At 33.6% G+C, this 22,363-nt stretch carries 12 protein-coding genes, 7 pseudogenes and 1 riboswitch; of the genes and pseudogenes, 11 read left to right on the plus strand and 8 right to left on the minus strand.

The window, feature by feature from the left end; all coding sequences use genetic code 11:
- The first annotated feature begins 118 nt into the window (after nt 1-118).
- The gene (locus ABLV95_RS10240; RefSeq protein ID WP_460875531.1) at nt 119-1,825 is read left to right on the plus strand and encodes a BCCT family transporter; all 1,707 of its coding nucleotides are present in this window, start codon (nt 119-121) and stop codon (nt 1,823-1,825) included.
- 127 nt (nt 1,826-1,952) lie between these two features.
- Nucleotides 1,953-2,738 carry a putative hydro-lyase gene (locus ABLV95_RS10245; RefSeq protein WP_460872007.1) on the plus strand — a complete coding sequence of 262 codons (786 nt, stop codon included), beginning with the start codon at nt 1,953-1,955 and terminating at the stop codon, nt 2,736-2,738.
- Between the two features lie 124 nt (nt 2,739-2,862).
- Here ABLV95_RS10245 and ABLV95_RS10250 read toward each other — a convergent pair whose 3' ends face one another.
- From ABLV95_RS10250 to ABLV95_RS10260, 3 genes and pseudogenes are all read right to left on the minus strand, one after another.
- The gene (locus ABLV95_RS10250; protein ID WP_460875535.1) at nt 2,863-3,879 is read right to left on the minus strand and encodes a PTS sugar transporter subunit IIC; all 1,017 of its coding nucleotides are present in this window, start codon (nt 3,877-3,879) and stop codon (nt 2,863-2,865) included.
- Nucleotides 3,880-4,274: 395 nt separating this feature from the next.
- Nucleotides 4,275-4,835, minus strand: coding sequence for a sugar O-acetyltransferase (locus ABLV95_RS10255; RefSeq protein WP_427706316.1), 561 nt, complete (start codon nt 4,833-4,835; stop codon nt 4,275-4,277).
- 64 nt (nt 4,836-4,899) lie between these two features.
- A pseudogene (locus ABLV95_RS10260) lies at nt 4,900-6,097 on the minus strand (DUF819 domain-containing protein).
- A gap of 160 nt (nt 6,098-6,257) precedes the next feature.
- Here ABLV95_RS10260 and ABLV95_RS10265 point away from each other — a divergent pair.
- The 6 genes and pseudogenes from ABLV95_RS10265 to ABLV95_RS10290 all read left to right on the plus strand — a co-directional run bounded on the left by ABLV95_RS10265 (nt 6,258) and on the right by ABLV95_RS10290 (nt 11,597).
- The gene (locus tag ABLV95_RS10265) at nt 6,258-7,679 is read left to right on the plus strand and encodes an SLC13 family permease (protein WP_460875539.1); all 1,422 of its coding nucleotides are present in this window, start codon (nt 6,258-6,260) and stop codon (nt 7,677-7,679) included.
- A gap of 141 nt (nt 7,680-7,820) precedes the next feature.
- Complete coding sequence (locus ABLV95_RS10270) at nt 7,821-8,027, plus strand: hypothetical protein (RefSeq protein ID WP_069818160.1); 207 nt, start codon at nt 7,821-7,823, stop codon at nt 8,025-8,027.
- A gap of 307 nt (nt 8,028-8,334) precedes the next feature.
- Entirely contained in the window at nt 8,335-8,616 is a 282-nt protein-coding gene (locus tag ABLV95_RS10275) for a lactococcin 972 family bacteriocin (RefSeq protein WP_427706311.1), read from the plus strand.
- Between the two features lie 57 nt (nt 8,617-8,673).
- Nucleotides 8,674-10,623 carry a DUF1430 domain-containing protein gene (locus ABLV95_RS10280; RefSeq protein ID WP_427706309.1) on the plus strand — a complete coding sequence of 650 codons (1,950 nt, stop codon included), beginning with the start codon at nt 8,674-8,676 and terminating at the stop codon, nt 10,621-10,623.
- Complete coding sequence (locus tag ABLV95_RS10285; RefSeq protein ID WP_427706307.1) at nt 10,623-10,934, plus strand: YxeA family protein; 312 nt, start codon at nt 10,623-10,625, stop codon at nt 10,932-10,934. The genes ABLV95_RS10280 and ABLV95_RS10285 overlap by 1 nt, the downstream gene beginning before the upstream one ends.
- Before the next feature lie 5 nt (nt 10,935-10,939).
- A pseudogene (locus ABLV95_RS10290) lies at nt 10,940-11,597 on the plus strand (ATP-binding cassette domain-containing protein).
- A 74-nt stretch (nt 11,598-11,671) separates the two neighbouring features.
- On the opposite strand, the gene ABLV95_RS10295 reads toward ABLV95_RS10290, so the two are convergent.
- The 3 genes and pseudogenes from ABLV95_RS10295 to ABLV95_RS10305 form a co-directional block, all read right to left on the minus strand.
- Nucleotides 11,672-12,541, minus strand: coding sequence for an SDR family oxidoreductase (locus ABLV95_RS10295; protein WP_427706303.1), 870 nt, complete (start codon nt 12,539-12,541; stop codon nt 11,672-11,674).
- Between the two features lie 181 nt (nt 12,542-12,722).
- On the minus strand, nt 12,723-14,612 hold the full coding sequence (locus ABLV95_RS10300; protein WP_427706302.1) for an FtsX-like permease family protein: 1,890 nt from the start codon (nt 14,610-14,612) through the stop codon (nt 12,723-12,725).
- Nucleotides 14,602-15,364: pseudogene (locus ABLV95_RS10305) on the minus strand (ABC transporter ATP-binding protein). The gene ABLV95_RS10300 and the pseudogene ABLV95_RS10305 overlap by 11 nt, the downstream one beginning before the upstream one ends.
- 207 nt (nt 15,365-15,571) lie before the next feature.
- Between ABLV95_RS10305 and ABLV95_RS10310 the strand changes: the two are divergent.
- From ABLV95_RS10310 to copZ, 3 genes and pseudogenes are all read left to right on the plus strand, one after another.
- Nucleotides 15,572-17,022, plus strand: a pseudogene (locus ABLV95_RS10310) (SulP family inorganic anion transporter).
- A gap of 181 nt (nt 17,023-17,203) precedes the next feature.
- Nucleotides 17,204-19,591 (plus strand): annotated as a pseudogene (locus tag ABLV95_RS10315) (heavy metal translocating P-type ATPase).
- Nucleotides 19,592-19,647: 56 nt separating this feature from the next.
- Complete coding sequence (copZ, locus tag ABLV95_RS10320; RefSeq protein WP_069818151.1) at nt 19,648-19,854, plus strand: copper chaperone CopZ; 207 nt, start codon at nt 19,648-19,650, stop codon at nt 19,852-19,854.
- A gap of 93 nt (nt 19,855-19,947) precedes the next feature.
- Here copZ and ABLV95_RS10325 read toward each other — a convergent pair.
- Both ABLV95_RS10325 and ABLV95_RS10330 read right to left on the minus strand, forming a co-directional pair.
- Nucleotides 19,948-20,953 (minus strand): annotated as a pseudogene (locus ABLV95_RS10325) (D-lactate dehydrogenase).
- Between the two features lie 20 nt (nt 20,954-20,973).
- Nucleotides 20,974-22,132: pseudogene (locus ABLV95_RS10330) on the minus strand (aminotransferase class I/II-fold pyridoxal phosphate-dependent enzyme).
- Between the two features lie 63 nt (nt 22,133-22,195).
- Nucleotides 22,196-22,305, minus strand: a riboswitch (SAM riboswitch).
- Between the last annotated feature and the right edge of the window lie 58 nt (nt 22,306-22,363).

Raw genomic sequence — 22,363 nt, forward strand, 5'->3', positions numbered from 1 at the left:
AATCTATTCTATTGTATTTAAACCTTAAAACAAACAAATTTAGCCCAATGAATATCAAGATAATAATAGGGGTATCTAATTATTACCTAAATAAACAAAGGAATGATTAAAAAACGCCATGAATAATAAACATAAAAGAAAAACAAAAAATCGTAATTTGGTCTATATTATCTCAGTAGCTATCATTTTACTCATCACTTTAGTTGCTGGTATTTTCCCAAAGGGGTTTGGAACATACGCACAACAAGTTTATGACTACATATCAAATTCTTTCGGATGGTTATTCTTAGTTATTATTTTTATTTTAGATATCTTTTTAATAGCGCTAGCTGTATCGCGTTACGGACGCTTTAAATTAGGTAAAGATGATGAAGAACCTGAGTTTTCTATGCATTCTTGGATTGGGATGTTATTTTCAGCAGGCTTAGGTGTAGGGATTGTCTTTTGGGGCGTGGCTGAACCATTAAGTCATTATTTACATTCTCCCTTCCCAGGTACGGTCGCAGATGAGTCCGCCGAGTCTGCAAGAGTAGCAATGGGTTATACATTCTTCCATTGGGGGATTTCACAATGGTCTATATTCGCAATTGCCGGACTCACCGTTGCTTATTTCCAATTCAGAAAAAACCGTGACGGACTCATTTCAACAGCAATGGAGCCTGTATTTGGCGAAGCATATAAGCGCCCTTACAGAAACATCATCGATATTTTAGCTATTATTGCGACAGTGATGGGTATCGCAACTTCAATAGGATTAGGTATTATGCAAATTAGCGGCGGGTTAGAACATGTCTTCAACGTACCTAATAATAATATTACTAAAATCACAATTACTGTTTTAATGGTAGCTATTTTCTTAACTTCGGCAGTAACTGGTTTAAATAGAGGCGTGAAATGGCTAAGTAACATAAATATAGGCTTAGGTGCCTTACTCCTTATCTTTATGTTCATTTTTGGTGATTTAAAATTTATTTTCGAATCATACACTTTAGCAATTGGTGATTATTTGCGCCATTTTATTGAATATAGTTTACGTATTAGCCCATACACTGGAGACAATGGCTGGATTCAACAATGGACAGTCTTCTATTGGGCATGGGTGATTTCATGGTCGCCATTTATCGGTGGATTCGTTGCGCGCGTTTCACGGGGACGTACGATAAGAGAATTTATCGTTGGCGTACTCATTATTCCACCACTAATTTCATTTACTTGGATTGCTGGTTTTGGGGGCACCGCAGTTAAAATTGCACTCAACGAGAATGATAATATTGCTAACGTTGTAGATCAAGACTATACCGTAGCCTTGTTTGAATTATTGTCTAAATTCCCTCTTGCTGACATTACGAGTGCTTTAGCAATCGCACTGATATTTATATTTATTGTCACAAGTGCTGATTCAACAACACATATTGTCTCGGGCATGGCAACAGGTGGCATAGCAAATCCTAAGACGAAACACAAAATAATTTGGGGCGTTTTAATCGGGGCAATTTCAGTATCTATGACAATTGTTGGTGGATTAACAAGTTTACAAACTGCCTCTGTCGTCACTGGGCTCCCGTTCTCTATTATCTTACTCTTAATGATTGTGTCACTGATGCGTGCGTTACGTAGAGAACCAACGAAACATTTTAAAATGACACATATAGATGATGACAAAGATTATTCAATTCCACTTGAACAGCGTGAAGATGAGAATACTAGCGATTCAAAAGATGATTCAGTAAATGATAAACAAAGCACTATTAGTAATGATAAAGAAACTGAATCAAACAAAGAACATAGAAAAGATAAAAAACACGAAAATAATAACGACAAATAAAATGATCCCCCTTCATTCTCTAACTAATGGAGGGGAATTTTTATAAACTTGGAATATACATATATTTAACTGTTATGACTTATTTTTGCTAAACTAACGATAAGTCTTAAATTAAGGGGATGGTTTTATGAATTTAGATAATATACAACCACATAAATTAAGAGAAATGATTAGTAATGGCGAGCTTACTGATCCTACAAGTGGTATGGCTAAAGGTTACGTACAAGCTAATGTCGTTATTCTACCTTCAAGCTATGCATATGATTTTTTAAGGTTTTGTTTTAGAAATCCGAAAACATGTCCACTTTTAGATGTATCAGAAAAAGGTTCTACCACATTTCCTTTCTACGGAAAATTTGCAGATATTAGCACAGAAGTGGCAGAATACCGCGTCTATCGTTATGGAGAACTTGTTGAATCACCAACAAATGTCACACATCTATTTAATGATGATATGGTTAGCTTTTTAATCGGTTGTAGTTTCACCTTTGAACATGCGTTATTAGAAGCCGGCATTCCGATTCGACATATTGAAGAAGAGCACAACGTACCTATGTTCATCACTGATATACCCGCAGAACCAAGTGGCGAATTCACAGGTAATATCACCGTAAGCATGCGCCCTATGACAATGCGGCAAGCCATTAAAGCAACTGAAATTACTTCGCGTTTTAAAAATATGCATGGGACTCCACTACATATTGGCGATCCGTCTAAAATAGGTATTGATAATATTACAAAACCTGATTTTGGAGAACCCGCCACAATAAAAGAAAATGAAGTTCCTGTCTTTTGGGGATGTGGTGTGACACCACAATCTATCGCTCTAGATGCGAAGCCAGAATTGATGATAACCCACGCACCAGGACATATGTTTATTACAGATATACTTAATAGTCAAATCAGTGATTAATAACTAGTTAGCTATTACTGTTTCAACTATCTCAAAAATAAAAGGACGTTTAGATTTCATTTGAAAAATCTAAACGTCCTTTATTCATCAATATTTTATAGTTCAACGCATTACAGCGTATGTTTTAACGGGATTCTATATCCTCTTGCGTTACAATTGGATAATTTTTGAAAATTTTAGAACATACATAGCCTACAATTAGACCAATAACAGCGATAATTGCGCCATAAATGAAAATTTTCAATGGATCATTAAATCCAAACATGACTAAGAAACCAGCTAGTGGTGTTGCCGTACCAGTTGCATCATTTATCATTCCAGAAGAAGCGATAACCGCACCTGCCAATGCACCACCTATAAAATTCGCAGTATATATTGGAACGGGATTCGCCGATACAATATCTGCTTGAGATAGCGGTTCAATACAAACAGCAATTCTTGATTTACGATCACCTAATTTCAATTTATTAAACATTGTGCCGTTAATAAATGATGATGAGAAAGAAACCATAGCAACAATTGCCATTGGCATACCAGTCAGACCAAGTAATGCCGTTAAAGCCATAGAACTTAACGGTGCTGTTCCTACTACTGTAATAACACCACCAAGAATAATTCCCATAATAATTGGGTTGATTTCTGTAGAACTTTGAATGATGTCACCTATTTTTAACAATGAATTATTTACTAATGGGGTAATACCCGTCGCAACTAATCTTGCTAATGGCGCAATAATTAAAATACCTACAATCAAATCTATACCATCTGGTACTTTTCTTTCCGCATATTTCATTAGATAACCAACAACATACCCAGCTACGAAACCAGGTATTAAATCTAGCCCTCCACATGACGCGACTATAACTAAAGCATATACAGGTGAAACACCGATAGCTAATGCTACAAGTCCAGCTGCAGCTACACCGCCAAGACCTCCAGCAACATCGCCAAGTTCACCTAAAAATTTAATACCTAATAGGTCGCCACCTACGTATTTATGAAATGCCTCAACTAAGAATGTTGCTATTGCGGCATTTGCTAAAGCACCCATTGCACGCATACCCATAGGTGCTCGATATGTAAACAGTGTAAATAACGCTAATACTACAACTAAAAACAAAGTTCCAATTAATATATCCATCTTTGAAATGCCTCTTTCCTTTTCTTGAAGTAGTTATGTTTTGTGTGGAAATAATTGTTTCAATTCTAACTATAAGCGGATTTATCGATTCCTTTCTAAAAATCAGATTCATCTATCTTATATATTAATCTACAATTATACTACTTACCTTTTCACTCACATTTTTATATCTTAACACATTTCACTATTATATTCCGAACAATTTTATTATTTTAAATTTAAGCCCCGCGGAATATTTTTCTACATTATTTTAATTTGTTTTTTAATATTACACGATTTAATGATAATGACTATTGTAGATTATTTTTATATTTCATGATTATTTACACTATGTACAAGAAAAAAGCGATGGTAACATCCATTACGTAATGAATGCTATCATCGCTTTTTATCTATTAATTATCTATTTTACTGATAGGTTTAGCTGGTGACCCGACTGCTACTACATTTTCTGGAATATCCTTAGCCACAAGACTACCTGCCCCAATGACTGCTCCATCACCAATCGTAACACCTGGTAAAACTAAAACATTGGCCCCTAGCCACACATGATTTCCAATAGTAATTGGCAATGCTTGCTCTAATCCTGAATTTCTTTGTTGATATTGAAGAGGATGGACAGCCGTGTAAAGTCCGCATTTAGGACCTATAAAGACATGATTTCCAATGAAAATCTTTCCGCCATCCATAAAATAACAATCATGATTTACAAATACGTTATTTCCTAAAAAAACATTATAGCCATAATCTACTTGAAATGGACTTAATATTTCTAAATTATCTGGCTTATCATTGAGTAAGTCAGTTAAAATTGCATTGCGTTTTTCTGAATTGCTCGGCTTTGTGTGGTTTAATTCAAAGCAAAGATCTTTCGCTTTATTTCTTTCAACATCCAAAGCTTCATCAAAGTTAGCGTCATACCATTCACCTGCTAACATCTTTTCTTTTTCACTCATACATTTACCCCTCCCTCACTAAATTTCGTCAAATACACCTACGTATTCTAGCACCTTTTACAATTTATCCCAGTTGGATAAGTAATTGATACATTATTGTTCCGAGCATAATTACCTATTACATAACCCAATGTACCAATAATAAGTATCGGTCCCACTAAACCAGACCAGCCTTTTCCAATAGCTAATGCTGCTGCAGTAGTAGGTCCTCCCGCAGTTGCATTACTTGCTAACAATATTTCTTCAATTTTAAATTTAAAGAGCTTACCTAAAATAAGACTTAAACCTAAATTGAAAATCAAAATAATAATGACAAAAACAAACAACAATGGTGCAGTTGTAATAATTGTAGCAAATGAAGCCGGTGTACCAATGACTACAAAGAATATATAAATAAGGAAAGTGCCGATTTCTGATGCACCTGCTAACTTCTCAAAGAAATCTCCCCAGATAGCAACAACGATTAATGTCAATGTTGTTAATAATAAATATGAATCACCAAAGAAAGATACAATAATTGTTAATATGAGATTACTTTTAGGTACCCATAGTTGTATCAATTCTGCTATTTTGAAACTAACTGCCACAAGCGCAATCGCACTTGCCATTGAAAATGCAATATCTAATAATTGAATTTTTTTCGGTTGCCAAAATGACTGATGTGTCTCAGGTGTCGTTTCAGTTTTATAATTAGTAGTAAAATGTTTTTTTATCCAAGGCATTGATGGAAGGGCTATAAGTAATATGAAATACAGTGCCATAACACTGTTATCAGCAACTACTGTCGAAGAAACCATGTCTCCAGGTGTTTGAAATTTAGAACTCAAAGCTGCAAAATTCACGCCACCACCAATGTAACTTCCAGTCATCATGGCACCTATTTTAGAAAGATAAGGTATCCATTGATTTAAAGTAAGAAATGCGACCACTGTACCTATCATTGTCCCTACTGAAGCAATCATGAAAATGAATAATAATCGTCTACTTTCTTTCCATATCTTTAAAATATTTGAACTGAATAATAATAATGGAATAGAAAGTGGCACGATAAAATCCCATACCGTGTCATACACTGGTGAACTCGTTGGTATCACTTTAAAGTTTGATAAGAGCATTGCCCCCACCAGTGCTATAATTGCTCCTGAAATTGTACTTGCCCACTTGTATCGCTGTTCTAGGAATAAACTAACTGTTGCCCAAACTATAATAATAGCCCATAACGTCCACGTGTCACCTTTAGCTATAAGTGCACCTAATACCATGAACTTCCCCCTTGAAATAAATTTTTATTTTAAGATATTAAATACATTTTAACAGCATTTTTCATTAATTTTTATAATTTTCTGAAAAAATACATTGTTTTGCTCTTTTTAAATTGATATTCTTGCAACTGTAGACAATAACAAGGGGGGATTTTTGCATATGAAAGAAAAAATTGGTTTAATCTTAGGACCATCACTTTTCATCATTTTTTATTTTATACCTAGTATTACAGGTTTAGCGGATGAACCACGTGCTGTTCTTGCAGTCACACTTTTTGTGGCTACATGGTGGATTACAGAAGCAATTCCCATACCTGCTACATCACTCATTCCACTGATATTACTACCTTTGAGTGGTGGTACAAATGAACAAGTAGTCGCGAGTGCTTATGCTGATCCAATCGTATTTATGTATATGGGCGGCTTTATTATCGCACTGGCAATTGAAAAATGGAATTTACATAAACGAATTGCTATGACCATCATTTCTTTGATGGGTTCAAATAGTAATCGTATTATTTTAGGTACAATGATTGCAACTGCATTTATTTCAATGTGGATTTCCAATGCGGCAACTGCACTCATGATGTTGCCAATTGCTTTAGCATTAATAAAAGAAATTAAAGATGCACAATTCCTCAAACCAGAATCAGCGCACAAATTCGGGAAAGCATTATTATTAACTGTCGCTTATTCTGCATCTATCGGCGGCTTAGCAACGCTTATTGGTTCAGTACCAAATGCAGTTTTCGCAGCCATCGCTTCCTCTACTTTAAATAGAGAAGTGTCCTTTGCGCAATGGATGTTATTCGCCTTACCATTAACAATTATATTGTTAATCATTTTATACTTATTAATGACAAAATGGTTATTTAAAATTGAAGACTCCGATAAAATATCTTCAGATTTTGCAAAGAAAGCTTTACATGATTTAGGTCCGATGAGTTTAGAGGAAAAATTAACAGGTATTGTTTTCCTTTTCGTTAGTATCTTGTGGATTGGTGGCGGTCTCTTGCCTGCTTCCTTAAACTTATCAGACACAGTTATAGCAATGTTAGGTGCTGTGTTACTCTTCCTTATTCCCGCTAAGTCATCTAATGGCGCGTTACTCGTATGGAATGACATGAGTAAACTACCATGGGGGATATTGTTATTGTTCGGTGGTGGCTTATCCTTAGCTGCTGCATTTGAAGATTCAGGACTGACAAAATGGTTTGGTGGTATGTTAGGTTTCGTCGAACCTTTACCATTAATTCTTGTTGTTATCGTATTGACGACAGCTATTTTATTCTTAACAGAAGTGATGTCTAATACAGCTGTTTCTAATATGTTAATGCCAATCAGTATTGGTTTAGCCGCAGCAATTAGCCAAGACCCATTTATTATTATGGGAATTGTCGCAGTATCCTCAACCTGCGCATTTATGTTGCCAATTTCAACACCACCAAATGCTGCTGTATTTAGTTCTGATGAATTAGAAATGCAAGACATGGTTAAAGCTGGATTTATTTTAAACATGTGTGCAATTGTTATCATCTCGCTATTCGTATATTTCTGGTTACCTATTGTATTCGGTTTATAAATTATAAATAGACGTTACTTAATAGTTTGTAACGTCGTGATACATCTAAGGTATGATATAATTTCGATACTAGGGACGCATGTCACAAAGTACAAAACGGTATAGAATAAGTATATAAACTTATAGAAGGAGTCATTTATTATGAAGACAATCATTAAAGGGGCCATCGCAGTATTACTGATATTAGGCGTAGTTAAAACATTCCAAGACCATGACGTACAAGCAGAAGTAGTTAATTATTATAACCAAGCTAAAAATGGTGAATTGCTTCAAAGTATAGAAAGTGTGAATTTCGATTCATTAAAGCACTTACAATTAGATGATCTTATCCCTTCTGATTTCTTTTAAAGTTTATCAACTTTCTTCTAGATAATTACAGAACAAACGTTATCTGATATGCTTGGGTGTCAATCTTGTCCCAATTTCGTATCGATAGTGTAATTGTTGTACCTTATTAACATAAATTTCAACAAATAGATTAGCCAAGACAACCTTCATACAAATAAATTAAGCGCATCTCCTAATATTTAAAGGAGATGCGCTTTTTTTGTGGGAAAATATAAATTTTTAAGGGGTAAGTGTAAAAAAAGCATAATGACATATTTCGATTATAATTATATAATAATATTAATTTATACAACAGGAGGCTATATAAATGAAAAAGACTATTATAAGTATTTTATTGTATTTAGCAATAGTATTAGGCTCTGGAACAATAGCAAATGCGGCAACTATCTATGCACAAGGTAGAATTTGGAATTATGGAGTAGGAAGCAAATATGTTTGGTCATATTACAGTAATAATTATAAAGCACATGGCTCTACAGCAGTGGGTAAATATAAATCCTATAGTGGAAAAACGAGAGCTGGTATCCAAGCTAGAGCATCTGCTCCAAAATCATTCTTCGTAAATAGAACATATTACAACGTTTACTAATAATAGCAAGGAAATGAATACAAATTGCATTCATTTCCTTAATTGATGAGGTACTGTATGAAAATAATAAAATTGACCTTAGATATTATAACGCTTTGTATCATTACTATATTAGTCCTGATATTCACATTAAGAGAAGAGGAAGAATTATTACCTGGTAGTCATACCATATTAAACATTTCTGCTTGGAATTATAGTCACAATAAGCAAGAAATTTATAAAACAATTGAATCCATTTCCCAAAAGGAAAATATAACAATCTATAAATCTATCTTAAATACGAATCAAGACACATACAAATATATATACTCATTTAATGAAGAAAAACCAAAATTCCAAAATCATATTAAGTATAAATATATCAACTATGACACCCTTCTTAGTAAAGATGTCCGAGGGAATTATTTTGTAATGGGCGCTTCATTTGATCCCCACAATATTAAACAGCTACTACAGGAAAAAGGCGTAGATTCAGAAATACTTAGTTTAAATAAATTCGTCTTATTTTTATCTGTCATAAATGATAAGGGACTGCTATTCCCTATGGTTTCAATATTAATACTTTATATTTTTTATTTTTTACAAATAGCCAATATAAAATTCAAAGAATATGGTATTAAAAAATTACATGGTTATTCAATTTCAAAAATAATATCTGAAGATATACGTAAGAAATGTTTATACTACACTTTCTTATTAAGTTTCTTTTTAATTTCTATACTAATTTTATCACTAGCATTGGACATTTTAGACAATACTTTTACTTTTATAGTACGTGTTTTCTTAGGCATAATCATTTTATTCAGCGTACTTTTTTTAATTTCACTTTGCTCTTATACACTATTTATAAAGACAGATATACCACTAATTATCAAAGGCAAAAAACCCTATACATTATTACGAATGATAACTGTATCGTTCAAGATAATTATTCTAATTGTATTAGCAATTTTGTTAGTACAAAATTTAAGTTCATATCATGAATTGAAAAAGATTAAAGAAACTGAAAAGTACTGGACAAAGTTAGATGATTATTACGTCATTGAAGTTGCACCACTTAAGTACACTCATTCAGAAGAAAGTGATATATCCAAAAAATTTCATAAATTAATCTCAAATACTGAAGCAAAACATGAATCATTACTTATTAGACACAATAATTTATATCATCCCCACCCTACGAATTACACTCCTGAAAATGGTAATGTTGTTTTTTTAAATAGCAATTTCGTAGATTTCTATAATAGTGCATTTAATAAACGATTGGAGCTTTCCAATTCTAAAAATACAATTGACTTATTATTACCAACTAAAGCGCATAACTTTAAAAAAGAAATTAAAAAAGATTTCAAAGATTGGATTAACTTCCAACAGGATAATAATCGAAATAAAGAAATTAACATGAAACAAACAAATGATAACTTTGAAATATTTACTTTTGATACCAGATCTAGTTTAAAAAATAATTTTAGTAAAAGCCCTCTAGTTGTATTAATAGATGCAACAGACCTAGGAGATAACTTTTATTATTCATCAGTCACACAAGGTAGTTACTTGTTTAAAGATTTTAAAAATACCAATAAACATTTGAAGGAATATGGATTAGAAGATGTTGTAAGTGGCATTACAAATTACAAAGACATCGTATTAAAGGATTTTAAAGCACTTAACATAAAAATGCTTATTATATCTATTTCAATACTTTTATCTTTTATCACACTGGTATTAACAATAATTTTTGATATCCAACAATACTTTGAAAAAAACATGAAATTTTTAATGATAAGAAAAATACATGGTTTCAATTTGATTAAAAATCATAGTGAATACTTACTATTGAGTAATGGTTTAGTCATTTTAGTTGGTGTTATATCTATAGCAGTTATGAATAACAGCACAATCCTCCTTTTATTTATCTTTATTATAATTATTCAAATATTAATACAAAGTATATATATAAATAAGTTAGAAAAAAATAACCTAATCAATTTAAAGGAGTTAGAATAATGAGTAAAAAATTAACTATCGTTATTATTATTATCATAATACTTACTGTTACTACATTCCTAACAAATGATAACTTTGATAGATTTAACCCTTTTCTACAAGAAGAAAAATCGTATGCCATAGTTAAACAACACACACAGCAATATAACGATGTCACAGCGTATTCCAAGAATGGGGAAAAATTGAACTATAAATTAACATTCGGTGGTTATGATCCAAGTAAAAAGTTTGTAGAAATCATTCATAAAGGGACATACGTGAAAGAAATACACTATATTGAGAAACAAGCGCTCCCCAAAAATATTAGGTGATGATAATGATAAAAATACAAGGATTAACAATTACAAAAGAAGAAAATACTATATTTAAAGATTTAAATTACTCATTTAAAAATGGTAAGTCATATGCCTTAATGGGGTATAGCGGATCCGGTAAATCCACATTATTAAATAGTATTGCTCGGATTTGAAAAAATAGATTCAGGTCATATATATCTTAATGGCAAAAAATTAATTGCTGATAACCATTTCTATAAAACGCAATTAGGTTATCTATTTCAAAACTATGGATTAATAGATAATTTATCAGTTGATGACAATTTAGATATTGGACTAGCCTTCCAAAAACATTCGAAAGCAGAAAAACGAAAACGTAAAAATATATTATTAAAGGAATTAAATGTAAATGTTGATTTAAAGCGAAAAATATCAACATTAAGCGGTGGAGAACAACAACGCATCGCTTTAATTAGATTGTTATTAAAAAATCCTAATATTATACTAGCCGATGAACCAACAGGATCATTAGATAGAATAAATGGAGAAAAAATTCTAGATAAGTTATTAGCATGTTTAAATGACAATAAAATTATCATAATAGCAACACATGACATTGATGTTGCTAAAAAGTGCAATGTTGTCGTAAATATGGAAGCTTTAAAAGATTCGTTATTCAGCAATCTCGATACATTTTAAGGAAAACAAAAACAGCGAGACCCCTTTTCAATAGGAGTCTCGCTGTTTTACTCTCTTAATCCTCATCTATAAATTTATGACGTCATATAATCTCCACCATTGACGTGTATGACTTGCCCAGTAATATACGAACTATCTGCGTATGTTGCTAAAAATACATAAGATGGTGCCAGTTCAGCTGGTTGCCCTCTACGTCCCATTGGTGTGTCAGAACCTTGATCTTCAACTTTGTCTTCTGTGAATGTTGCTGGAATTAAAGGTGTATAAATCGGGCCAGGTGCCACTGCATTGACACGAATGCCTTTTTCAATCAACGTAGTTGCCAACGAGCGTGTGAATGCAACAATCGCGCCTTTTGTCGCTGAGTAATCTATAAGATGCCCCGAACCTCTATAAGCTGTCACACTTGTAGTATTAACAATCGCGTCACCATCACTTAAATGTGGCACTGCGGCTTGAGATAAAAACATCATTCCAAAAATATTTGTTTCAAATGTTTCTTTTACCTGTTCTGGTGTGATATCTTCAAAATTGTCTTTTGGAAATTGAACGCCACCATTATTAACTAATATATTCAATCCACCAAAGTCAGTTACGACTTTTTCAATTAAGTTTTGTGATGATGTTACATCTTTCAAATCATGTGCATAGGCTTTTGCTTTTACACCTAAAGCTTCCAAACGATGTACTACCGCTTCAGCATCTTCATGTTCATCATAATATCCAATCGCAACGTCTGCGCCCTCTTTAGCATATAGTGTTGCCACTGAACGTCCAATGCCTGAATCTCCACCGGTAATCAAAGCAACTTTTCCTTTCAATTTACCACCACTCTTGTAATCTTTCATTTCTGAAAGTGGCTGTGGATTCATATCTTTTTCAATTCCTGGCTGTCTATCTTGCGTATAACCTTTAATTTGTTTATGAAATTCAGTTAAGTTCATTTGTAATACCTCCATTTTTTACGCCTATTACTTGCTAGATACCACTTCAGAACATATACAAACATTTTGAATTTTTAATTAGTTTTGAACAATATAAAACGAATGCACTAACAACACACTATAACTGCTCCGTTATAGTGTGTTGACTAAACTTTTAAATTATTAATTTTATTATTCGGATTTAGATAGAATGTTTAACGATTCTACTTGAATGGATAAATGACATAACTGCAAATATGCAATAAACGATTGAATATGCACCCATAACAATATAGACAGGTAACATATTTGTAGTACTGAGGATCAACATAAATGCTTTAGCCGCAAAATATGCATGTAATAATGACACAACAAGTGGGAGTCCAAAATTAAACATTACTTTAAGTCCTAACCCTTTGAGCATATCACTATGCGTATATCCAATTTTGCGTAATATACGAAAGCTCGGTATCTCATCTTCTGTTTCATCCATCTGTTTAATATAGATGATACAACCTGATGCAACTAAAAATGCTAATCCTAAGAATGATGTGACAAATAATAAAATACCTGCAGAGTCATTCAATTCTTGACGTACTAATTTTTGAGGATAGATATCAGAATGAACGGAATGAGCGATTTTATTAGCTTCTTTCCAATTATTTTGATTCTTCAAATCATAACCATATTGTGCACGTGTTTCTTCGCCCTGTGGTTTTAATTGATTATATTGCTGTTCACTTATGAGTAATACTGGTGAAGCAAAGCTGACATCATTTTTAAAATCCACTTCTTTTTTCGCATCAATTACTTTAAATGTTTGCGCTGGTTTAGTGTCAAATTGAATTTTTGTATTTAAATTAAATTTCATTATACTTGCGGATGAAGCCATATTTATCATTTTCGCTTTATGGTCCGTAATACCTTTATCATTAAAATATTTATTACTTGTTATAAACATTTTATCAGTTTCACCAAAATTACTACTGTAATCATAAAAATTCTCTTTAGTTACTTTTAATTGAGTAACTTCTTTATATACTTTGTTATAACCTATATCCTTTTGTTTTAATTCATCTTCAAATTGTTGTGCTTGTTTATTTTTTAGAAAATTGAAATCTTGTGGTGAGGATTGTTTCACTGTATCGTCAATCGTTGACTTACTGATTGCACCAAAGCATAGCACGGTTACAGTAACAGCAGATATCGTCGCTATTATTGTGAGTGATAATGCATTTTTCTTCATTCTGTGCATAATTGAAGACGTAAATACAACATCTGTTATAGACACGTTACCATTTTTTGAACGTTTTACTGTTTTAAAAATCAACGACACTGAACTTCTAAAGAACAGATATGCACCTACAATAGTTAAAAACAGAATGGCGAATGGTGCGAACATTAATTGCTCTGCGAATTTGCCAAACAGTTCAGTAGACATGTAGTAACCCAAAACAATCATGGTTATGCCTAAGATGCCCGAGATAACTTCAATAAATGTCATCTTAGATTGAGTTGCTTCAGATTTTGTACTATCATTCATCATTGATAATATACTGCGCTTACGTAAAAAGATGAAACTTTGTGCCATAATCAATAGGAAAGACACGATAATTAATAAAATGGTTTGTATAACAGCAGGTAATTGGAACGTTAATGATACACTCGTGTCTATAGTTAATACCTTGAGTACAATCATTAAGAGAATCTTCGAACCAAAGACACCAATAATGATGCCCATCAATCCTGTTATTAAAAACATTGCGGCCTGTTCAATTAATAATATGCGCATAATATTTCTTCGTGTTAAACCTATCAATTGATATAAAGCAAATTCGCGTGTCCGTCGTTTTATAAATAATTGATTTGCGTACATTAAAAATATAAGTATGATCGCAAATAAGAAATATGACCCTACTTCAGACCCTTTTCTAATAATAGACATTGAATTTACATTGTTTATACTCTCTGTATACTTTAATGTAACGAAACTAAAATATAATACGATACTGACAATCAACGAAAATATATACATCGCATAATGCCGTATATTTTGTCTGAAGTTCTTAATTACGATTTGGTTAAAACTCATTTGCTACACCACCCAAAGCAGTTTGCATATGAATGATATTTTTGTAAAATGCTTGATTCGAGTCCTCACCTTGGTATATTTCAGAATGAACACTACCATCTTTTAACATAATGACACGATTAGAATAGCTTGCCGCCACTGGATCATGTGTGACCATTACAATCGTTGCATCTATGCTTTCATTCAAATCTTCAAGTCTATTGAGAAGATCTTGTGCGCTTTTTGAATCTAATGCGCCTGTAGGCTCATCAGCAAAAATAATAGCAGGTTTATGTACCGAGGCACGTGCTCGCTGCAGTACGCTGTTGCTGTCCTCCAGAAATTTCATTCGGATATTTATGACCCAGTTCATGAATACCTAGCGCTTTTGTTACTTCATTATAATTATTTTCTTTTTCTGCTTTAGACATTTTTTGAATTGATAAAGGAAGCATGATATTTTCTTTTACTGTTAATGTGTGTAAGACACTATAGTTTTGGAAAATAAAACCTATCTCTTTTTTACGAAAATCTGCTAACGCTTTGTTGCTCATGTTATTTATTTTATTGCCATTAATTTCAACTGTGCCACTCGTTATATAATCAATAGAACTTAGGACGTTTAAAAGTGTCGTTTTACCAGAGCCTGAAGGCCCCATTATGGTAACAAATTCACCTTTTTCAATTGAAAAATCTATCCCTTTTAATACTTCTTGTTGCTGATGTCTGTTACCGTACTTTTTTGTTAGTCCTTCTACTTTTAATATCGACATGTTTATTCACTCCTTGTCATCTTTTTCTCTATATAACTATCATAGCTAATTATTTTTTCTTTTCGTTTGTTATAACTAACAAAAAGCTATTTTAAAATGACAACTTTGTCACTTATATGAAATTGTTTTGATTCTAATTTTTTAAATCTACACTTCTGTCATATGATATAATAGTCTAATTGAATTTTAAATAAGGAGTACAAGAAGATGTTAAATAAACTTAAACGAGAATGGCTCACTGCTCCGGGCACCAATATCCTAGCTGGTATCCTTGTGGCGCTCGCACTCATTCCTGAAGCCCTCTCATTCTCTATCATTGCCGGCGTAGATCCTATGGTCGGTCTATATTCTTCATTTATTATAGCAGTTGTTATTTCTTTTGTTGGCGGTAGACCGGCAATGATTTCAGCAGCTACAGGGTCTGTTGCCTTAGTCATTGTGCCATTAGTAAAGGACCATGGCGTTCAATATTTACTGGCAGCAACAATCTTAATGGGTATTATACAAATTATTTTTGGTGTATTAAAAGTTGGTCGTTTAATGAAGTTCATCCCAAACTCTGTCATGATTGGCTTCGTTAATGCTTTAGCGATTCTTATTTTTATGACACAGATTAAACATATATTTGGTATATCGATACCTACATATTTATTTGTTATTGCTACACTACTCATTATTTACTTATTGCCACGAGTATTCAAAAAAATTCCCGCGCCACTTATCGCAATTGTTTTGCTTACTATTGTCTACTTAGCAACTGGCGCAAAAGTCGAAACTGTTGGTGATTTAGGACAAATCACACGTTCATTGCCACAATTTTTCATTCCTGATGTGCCATTTAACTTAGAAACATTACAAATTATTTTGCCTTATTCGTTATCTATGGCAATTGTTGGACTTGTGGAAAGTTTATTAACTGCACGTATCGTAGACCAAGCAACTGATACGTATAGTAGTAAAAATAGAGAATCACGTGGACAAGGTATTGCCAACTTCATTACAGGATTCTTTGGTGCAATGGGTGGCTGTGCTATGATTGGTCAATCCGTAATTAATGTTCGCTCTGGTGCAACAACGCGCCTTTCTACTTTTACAGCTGGTGTATTTTTGATTGTTTTAATTATCGTATTTGGTGATTGGGTCGTTCAAATTCCTATGCCTATATTAGCTGGTATCATGATTATGGTATCCGTAGGGACGTTTGATTGGCATTCATTCCAATTTATGAAAAAAGCACCACGCACTGATGCATTAGTCATGATACTTACTGTAGCTATTGTGCTATTCACGAGTAACCTTGCCTTAGGTGTTATCGTTGGTGTCATTGTAAGTGCCCTTTGTTTTGCTACAAAAATTTCAAATGTTACTGTAGATTATGAAGAAGTCGATGAAACTATTCACTACAAAATCAAAGGACAGATTTTCTTTGTCTCTATAGATTCTATGATGAATCAACTTGATTTAGAATTACGTAATAAAATAATTTACTTAGATTTTAGTCAAGCTCACTTATGGGATGATTCCGCAGTGAATGCGATTGATACTTTAATAGAAAACTATCATAAGAAAAAAATACAATTTATGTACAACACCTCAACAAAGACAGTCGTAAAATTGTTTCAGAATTAAGCAAAGTAAACAAACAACATCTTTTATAAAATATGAATCTATGAGATTGAAATATCGGTAAGTTTTTAAAACTAAGCCCTTATTTCAATCTCTTTTTTTAAACACAAAAATTGACATTTATACCTAGTGTGGGTATATTAAAAATATAGCAATTTAACAAACGACTCTGTCACTAATATTTAATTATATATATGAAAGGAGGTTGTCTTCATGACCGAAAAGAAAAAAACGACTTTAGGTATCACCGGTATGACTTGTGCGGCATGTGCAAATCGTATAGAGAAAAACTTAAATAAAATAAATGATGTAGATGCCACTGTGAACGTTACAACTGAAAAAGCAACGGTTGCTTATAATCCTGAATCAACAACCATAGAAGATCTTACGCATTCCATTGAAAAAACAGGTTATGGTGTCTTAACCGAAAAAGCGGAACTCGATGTTATCGGCATGACTTGTGCCGCATGTTCGAATAGGATTGAAAAAGTATTAAACCGTGACACTGGCGTTGCACATGCTAATGTCAATTTAACTACTGAAAATGCAACGATTGCTTATAATCCAGAAATGACTTCTATTGATGATTTGATTAAAAAAATTCAAAAAATAGGTTATGACGCAAAACCGAAACAAGCTGCCAGTGAAAAAAGTTCTCAAAAAGAACAAGAGTTACAACACAAACGTACTACACTTATTATTTCAGCAATTTTAGCGAGCACCCTTATTGCTTACAATGTTCGTGCATCTTTTTGGTATGCAAATTCCGCATATTTTTATGAACCCATGGTTTCAATTTGCATTAGCTACACCCATCCAATTTATTATCGGTTGGCAATTTTACGTAGGTGCCTATAAAAATTTACGCAATGGCTCTGCCAACATGGATGTGCTTGTCGCCTTAGGTACAAGTGCCGCATACTTCTATAGTTTATATGAAATGATTAAATGGTTAAGCTTTGCGAATTATACACCGCATTTATATTTTGAAACGAGTGCAGTGCTAATTACATTGATTCTCTTCGGAAAATATTTAGAAACGCGCGCAAAAACACAAACTACAAACGCTTTAAGTGAATTGCTCAACCTTCAAGCAAAAGAAGCACGTGTGTTACGTAATCAAGAAGAACTAATGATTCCATTAAGTGAGGTTGTACAAGGTGATTACCTTGTCATTAAACCTGGTGAGAAAATACCTGTAGACGGTAAAGTCATTAAAGGAACCACTTCTATAGATGAATCTATGTTAACTGGTGAATCTATACCCATTGAGAAAGTTCAAAATGATAATGTCATCGGTTCCACAATGAATAAAAATGGCTCTATTACAGTAGAAGCAACTAAAGTTGGGAAAGATACAGCGCTCGCTTCGATTATTAAAGTTGTGGAAGAAGCACAAGGATCTAAAGCACCTATTCAACGCCTTGCTGACATTATTTCTGGCTATTTTGTGCCAATTGTAGTTGGCATTGCTTTACTCACATTTATTATATGGATTACACTCGTACAAACAGGACAATTCGAACCTGCCTTAGTTGCTGCCATCGCAGTGCTCGTAATCGCCTGCCCTTGTGCACTTGGGTTAGCTACACCTACTTCTATTATGGTAGGTACTGGAAAAGCTGCGGAGAATGGCATTCTTTTTAAAGGTGGCGAGCATATTGAACGTACACACCAAGTCAATACTGTTGTATTAGATAAGACAGGCACAATTACAAATGGTAAACCCGTAGTCACTGATTTCGATGGTGATGATGACGTGTTACAACTACTCGCAAGTGCAGAAAAAGGTTCTGAACATCCTTTAGCGGAATCTATTGTGAATTACGCTAAAAAGAACCATATACCATTTTTAGAAGTAGCACATTTCGAAGCAATACCAGGTCACGGTATAAAAGCAACGATTGATGGTAAATCATTACGCGTTGGTAATCGCAAATTCATGATAGAACAAGATATTGCAATAAACAGTGCAGAAACACAGTTATCACGTTTTGAACAAGATGGAAAAACAGCAATGATGATTGCCATAGATAGCGAATTAAAAGGAACAATCGCTGTTGCAGACACTGTTAAAGCTTCAACGAGTGAAGCAATTCAACAACTTCATGATTTAAATATTGAAGTCGTGATGCTCACTGGAGATAACGAACGTACTGCACAAGCCATTGCAAAACAGGTAGGCATCGATACAGTAATTGCTGACGTACTACCTGAAGAAAAAGCCTCAAAAATTGTAGCGCTACAAGATCAAGGCAAGACAGTAGCCATGGTTGGTGATGGTGTCAATGATGCACCAAGCACTTGTACAAGCAGACATTGGTATTGCAATTGGTACAGGTACAGAAGTTGCCATAGAAGCTGCTGACGTTACAATTCTTGGTGGAGACTTATTATTAATTCCAAAAGCCATGAAAGCCAGTAAAGCAACGATACGCAATATTCGTCAAAACTTATTTTGGGCATTTGGTTACAATGTAGCTGGTATACCGATTGCAGCATTAGGCTTACTCGCACCATGGGTTGCCGGTGCTCGCAATGGCGTTAAGCTCTGTGAGTGTCGTCACTAATGCATTGAGACTTAAACGCATGAAATTATAATTCAATTTTAAAATAATCATAATAGAGACATTCATTATTTTAAGGAGGTGATTTGTATGACTGCAGAAACAATTAAAGTAGAAGGCATGAGTTGTGATCACTGTAAACAAGCAGTAGAGTCAGCACTTACTAACCTTGATGGTGTTAACACAGCAGATGTTAGCCTTGAAGAAAATAATGTTAAAGTAGATTATGATGACAGCAAAGTCGAAATGTCTCATATGAAAGAAGCAATCGAAGACCAAGGTTATGATGTAAAATAAATGAATAGTACACAAATATAGTGGACGCCTCATCTTTGATGCGCCCACTTTTTTTATTACTTATATTACTTTTAATATTATGTTAAAACCACTTTATAAAGTATTGACACGCAGTCCTGTATCACCCGTGTTCAATACTTCTAGTGTTGCATCTAGTGCATCCACAATTAAATTTTCGACTGCCGCATCTGTATAAAATGCAATATGAGGAGACACTATAACATCTTGTCTTTCAATTAATTGAGTTAAAATATCATCTTTAAGTTCTGTGCCTCTTTGATCACTAGGGAACAATCCTTTCTCTCCCTCATAAGTATCAAGCGCCGCACCTTTTAACATTCCATTATCCAAGGCTCGCTATAAGTGCACTTGTCTTTACAATCGTGCCACGTGCACAGTTGATAAATACTGCCCCCTTCTTAAACGTATTAAATAAATCTTCATCAAATAAATAATCATTTTCTTTACTAGCTGGAATATGTACAGTGACAATGTCTGCATCTTTTACAGCTTCAGTCACACTATCTTTATAAGTTAAATATGTTTCGCATTGCTCATTCGGTTCAATATCATATGCCACAACTTCAGCGTCAAACCCTTGAGCAAAAATTTTACCTACAATAGAACCAATACGTCCTGTGCCGATTACGGCGACTTTTAAATCTCTGATAGAACGTGATAATATCGCAGGTTGCCATCTAAAATCATAAGATGCTGTTTTTTGTTGAATATCATTATAATTACGAATTAAGTTAAGTGCTTGAGACACTGTATATTCTGCAATTGAATGTGGTGAATATGAAGGTACATTTGAAATAATCAAATTATATTTTTGAGCTAACTCTAAATCATAGCTATCAAAACCTGCACTTCGTTGCGCAATTTGTTTAATACCAAAATCATGTAATTTTTCGTATACTGCTTCATCTAATGAAATTTGCTGTGATAAAGATAAACCATCAAATCCTTCTACACGATCTACTGTATCTAAAGTAAGTAAATCTTTATCTAAATCCACCTCTACTTTGTTTGTTGTTGCCCATGCTTCTATGTAAGGAATATCTTCTTCACGCACGCCAAAAAGTTTGATTCTTGTCATCTAAATTCACTCCTATTTTATTATTGATAAAGATATTTAAGCGATTGAATACGTTCTGCTCGCTTCCATCAATGCTTGATCATCAAGTGCCAATGAAATACGTACATAGTTACGCCCATGTTCACCAAAAGGTATGCCAGGTGCAACAAGTATAGATTGTTCTTGTAATAAATATTCAACAAACGCTTCGCCATCGTATTCAGATGGTGTTTTCAACCATAAGAAAATACCGCCCTTCATCGGTTCAAAAGGTATATCTACTGCTTTGAGTTTTGCTTCAAATTGGTTTCTACGTCTTTTAAATGTTTCGTTTTGTTCTTCTAAAAAATCATCATAATGATTCAGCGCGTAAGTAGCCGCATCTTGTAACGCACCGAACATACCAGCGTGTGTATGCGATTGATATTTCTTCAATGATTGAATCATGTCTTTATTCCCTACTGCAAAACCCACTCTGAATCCTGACATGTTGTAACCTTTAGATAGTGAAAAAATTTCTACGCCTAAATCTTTCGCACCTTCAGATTGAAGCAAACTTGGGTTCTTACCATCAAAACCAAATGCACTATATGCAAAATCATGAACAATTTTAGTTTTTGTATTTTTAAATTTTGCGACAGCTTCATCAAATACAGCCTTTGTAGCTACTGAACCCGTTGGATTATTAGGATATGTTAAATAAACTAGACGTGTATTAGCTAACACATCTTTATCTACTTTATCCCATTCAGGTAAATAATACGGCGCTTTAAGCACCAGTCGCTCAGGCTGCGCATCAGCCAACATCACACCTGCCAAATAATCCGTATAACCAGGATCTGGTAGTAATACATTTTCTCCCGGATTAACAATACATGTTGGGAGTGCTACTAAACCATTCTTCGTTCCATATAAAATACAAACCTCTTCTTCTTTATCTAATTCTACTTGGTACTGTCTTTCATAAAAATCTACAATTGCTTGTTTCAAGCTATCTTTACCATGAAATGCTACATACTTCTGATTCTCAGGAAGACGTATCGCATCGGCGAAACAATCAATAATACCTTTTGGCGTTTCGCCATCAGGGATACCGACTGCCATATTGATTAATGGTAAAGGCCCATGTTCAACCTTTTGCCCCATCGTTTTACCAAAGTAGCTATCGGGAATTTGTGCTAATCTATCTGAAATTGACATTAAAAAGTCCTCCTATATAAAAAAACTATATACCCAATGAAGTGGCATATAGTTTTCACATGTCACCTATCTATCAAGTCATGTCACTTGTTGGAAGTAGCACAGTACTTACGACATAAGTCTGCTCGCTGAAGTCTCATAGGGCCAAATCCCTCAACTTCTCTGGATAAGTTTTCGTTTATTTAATTAGCTTTAATTTTATCAGAATATTCGCTCTTGTCAATAAACTTT

The sequence above is a fragment of the Staphylococcus sp. Mo2-1 genome, assembly GCF_046721385.1.
GTDB classification, from domain to species: Bacteria; Bacillota; Bacilli; order Staphylococcales; family Staphylococcaceae; genus Staphylococcus; species Staphylococcus equorum_A.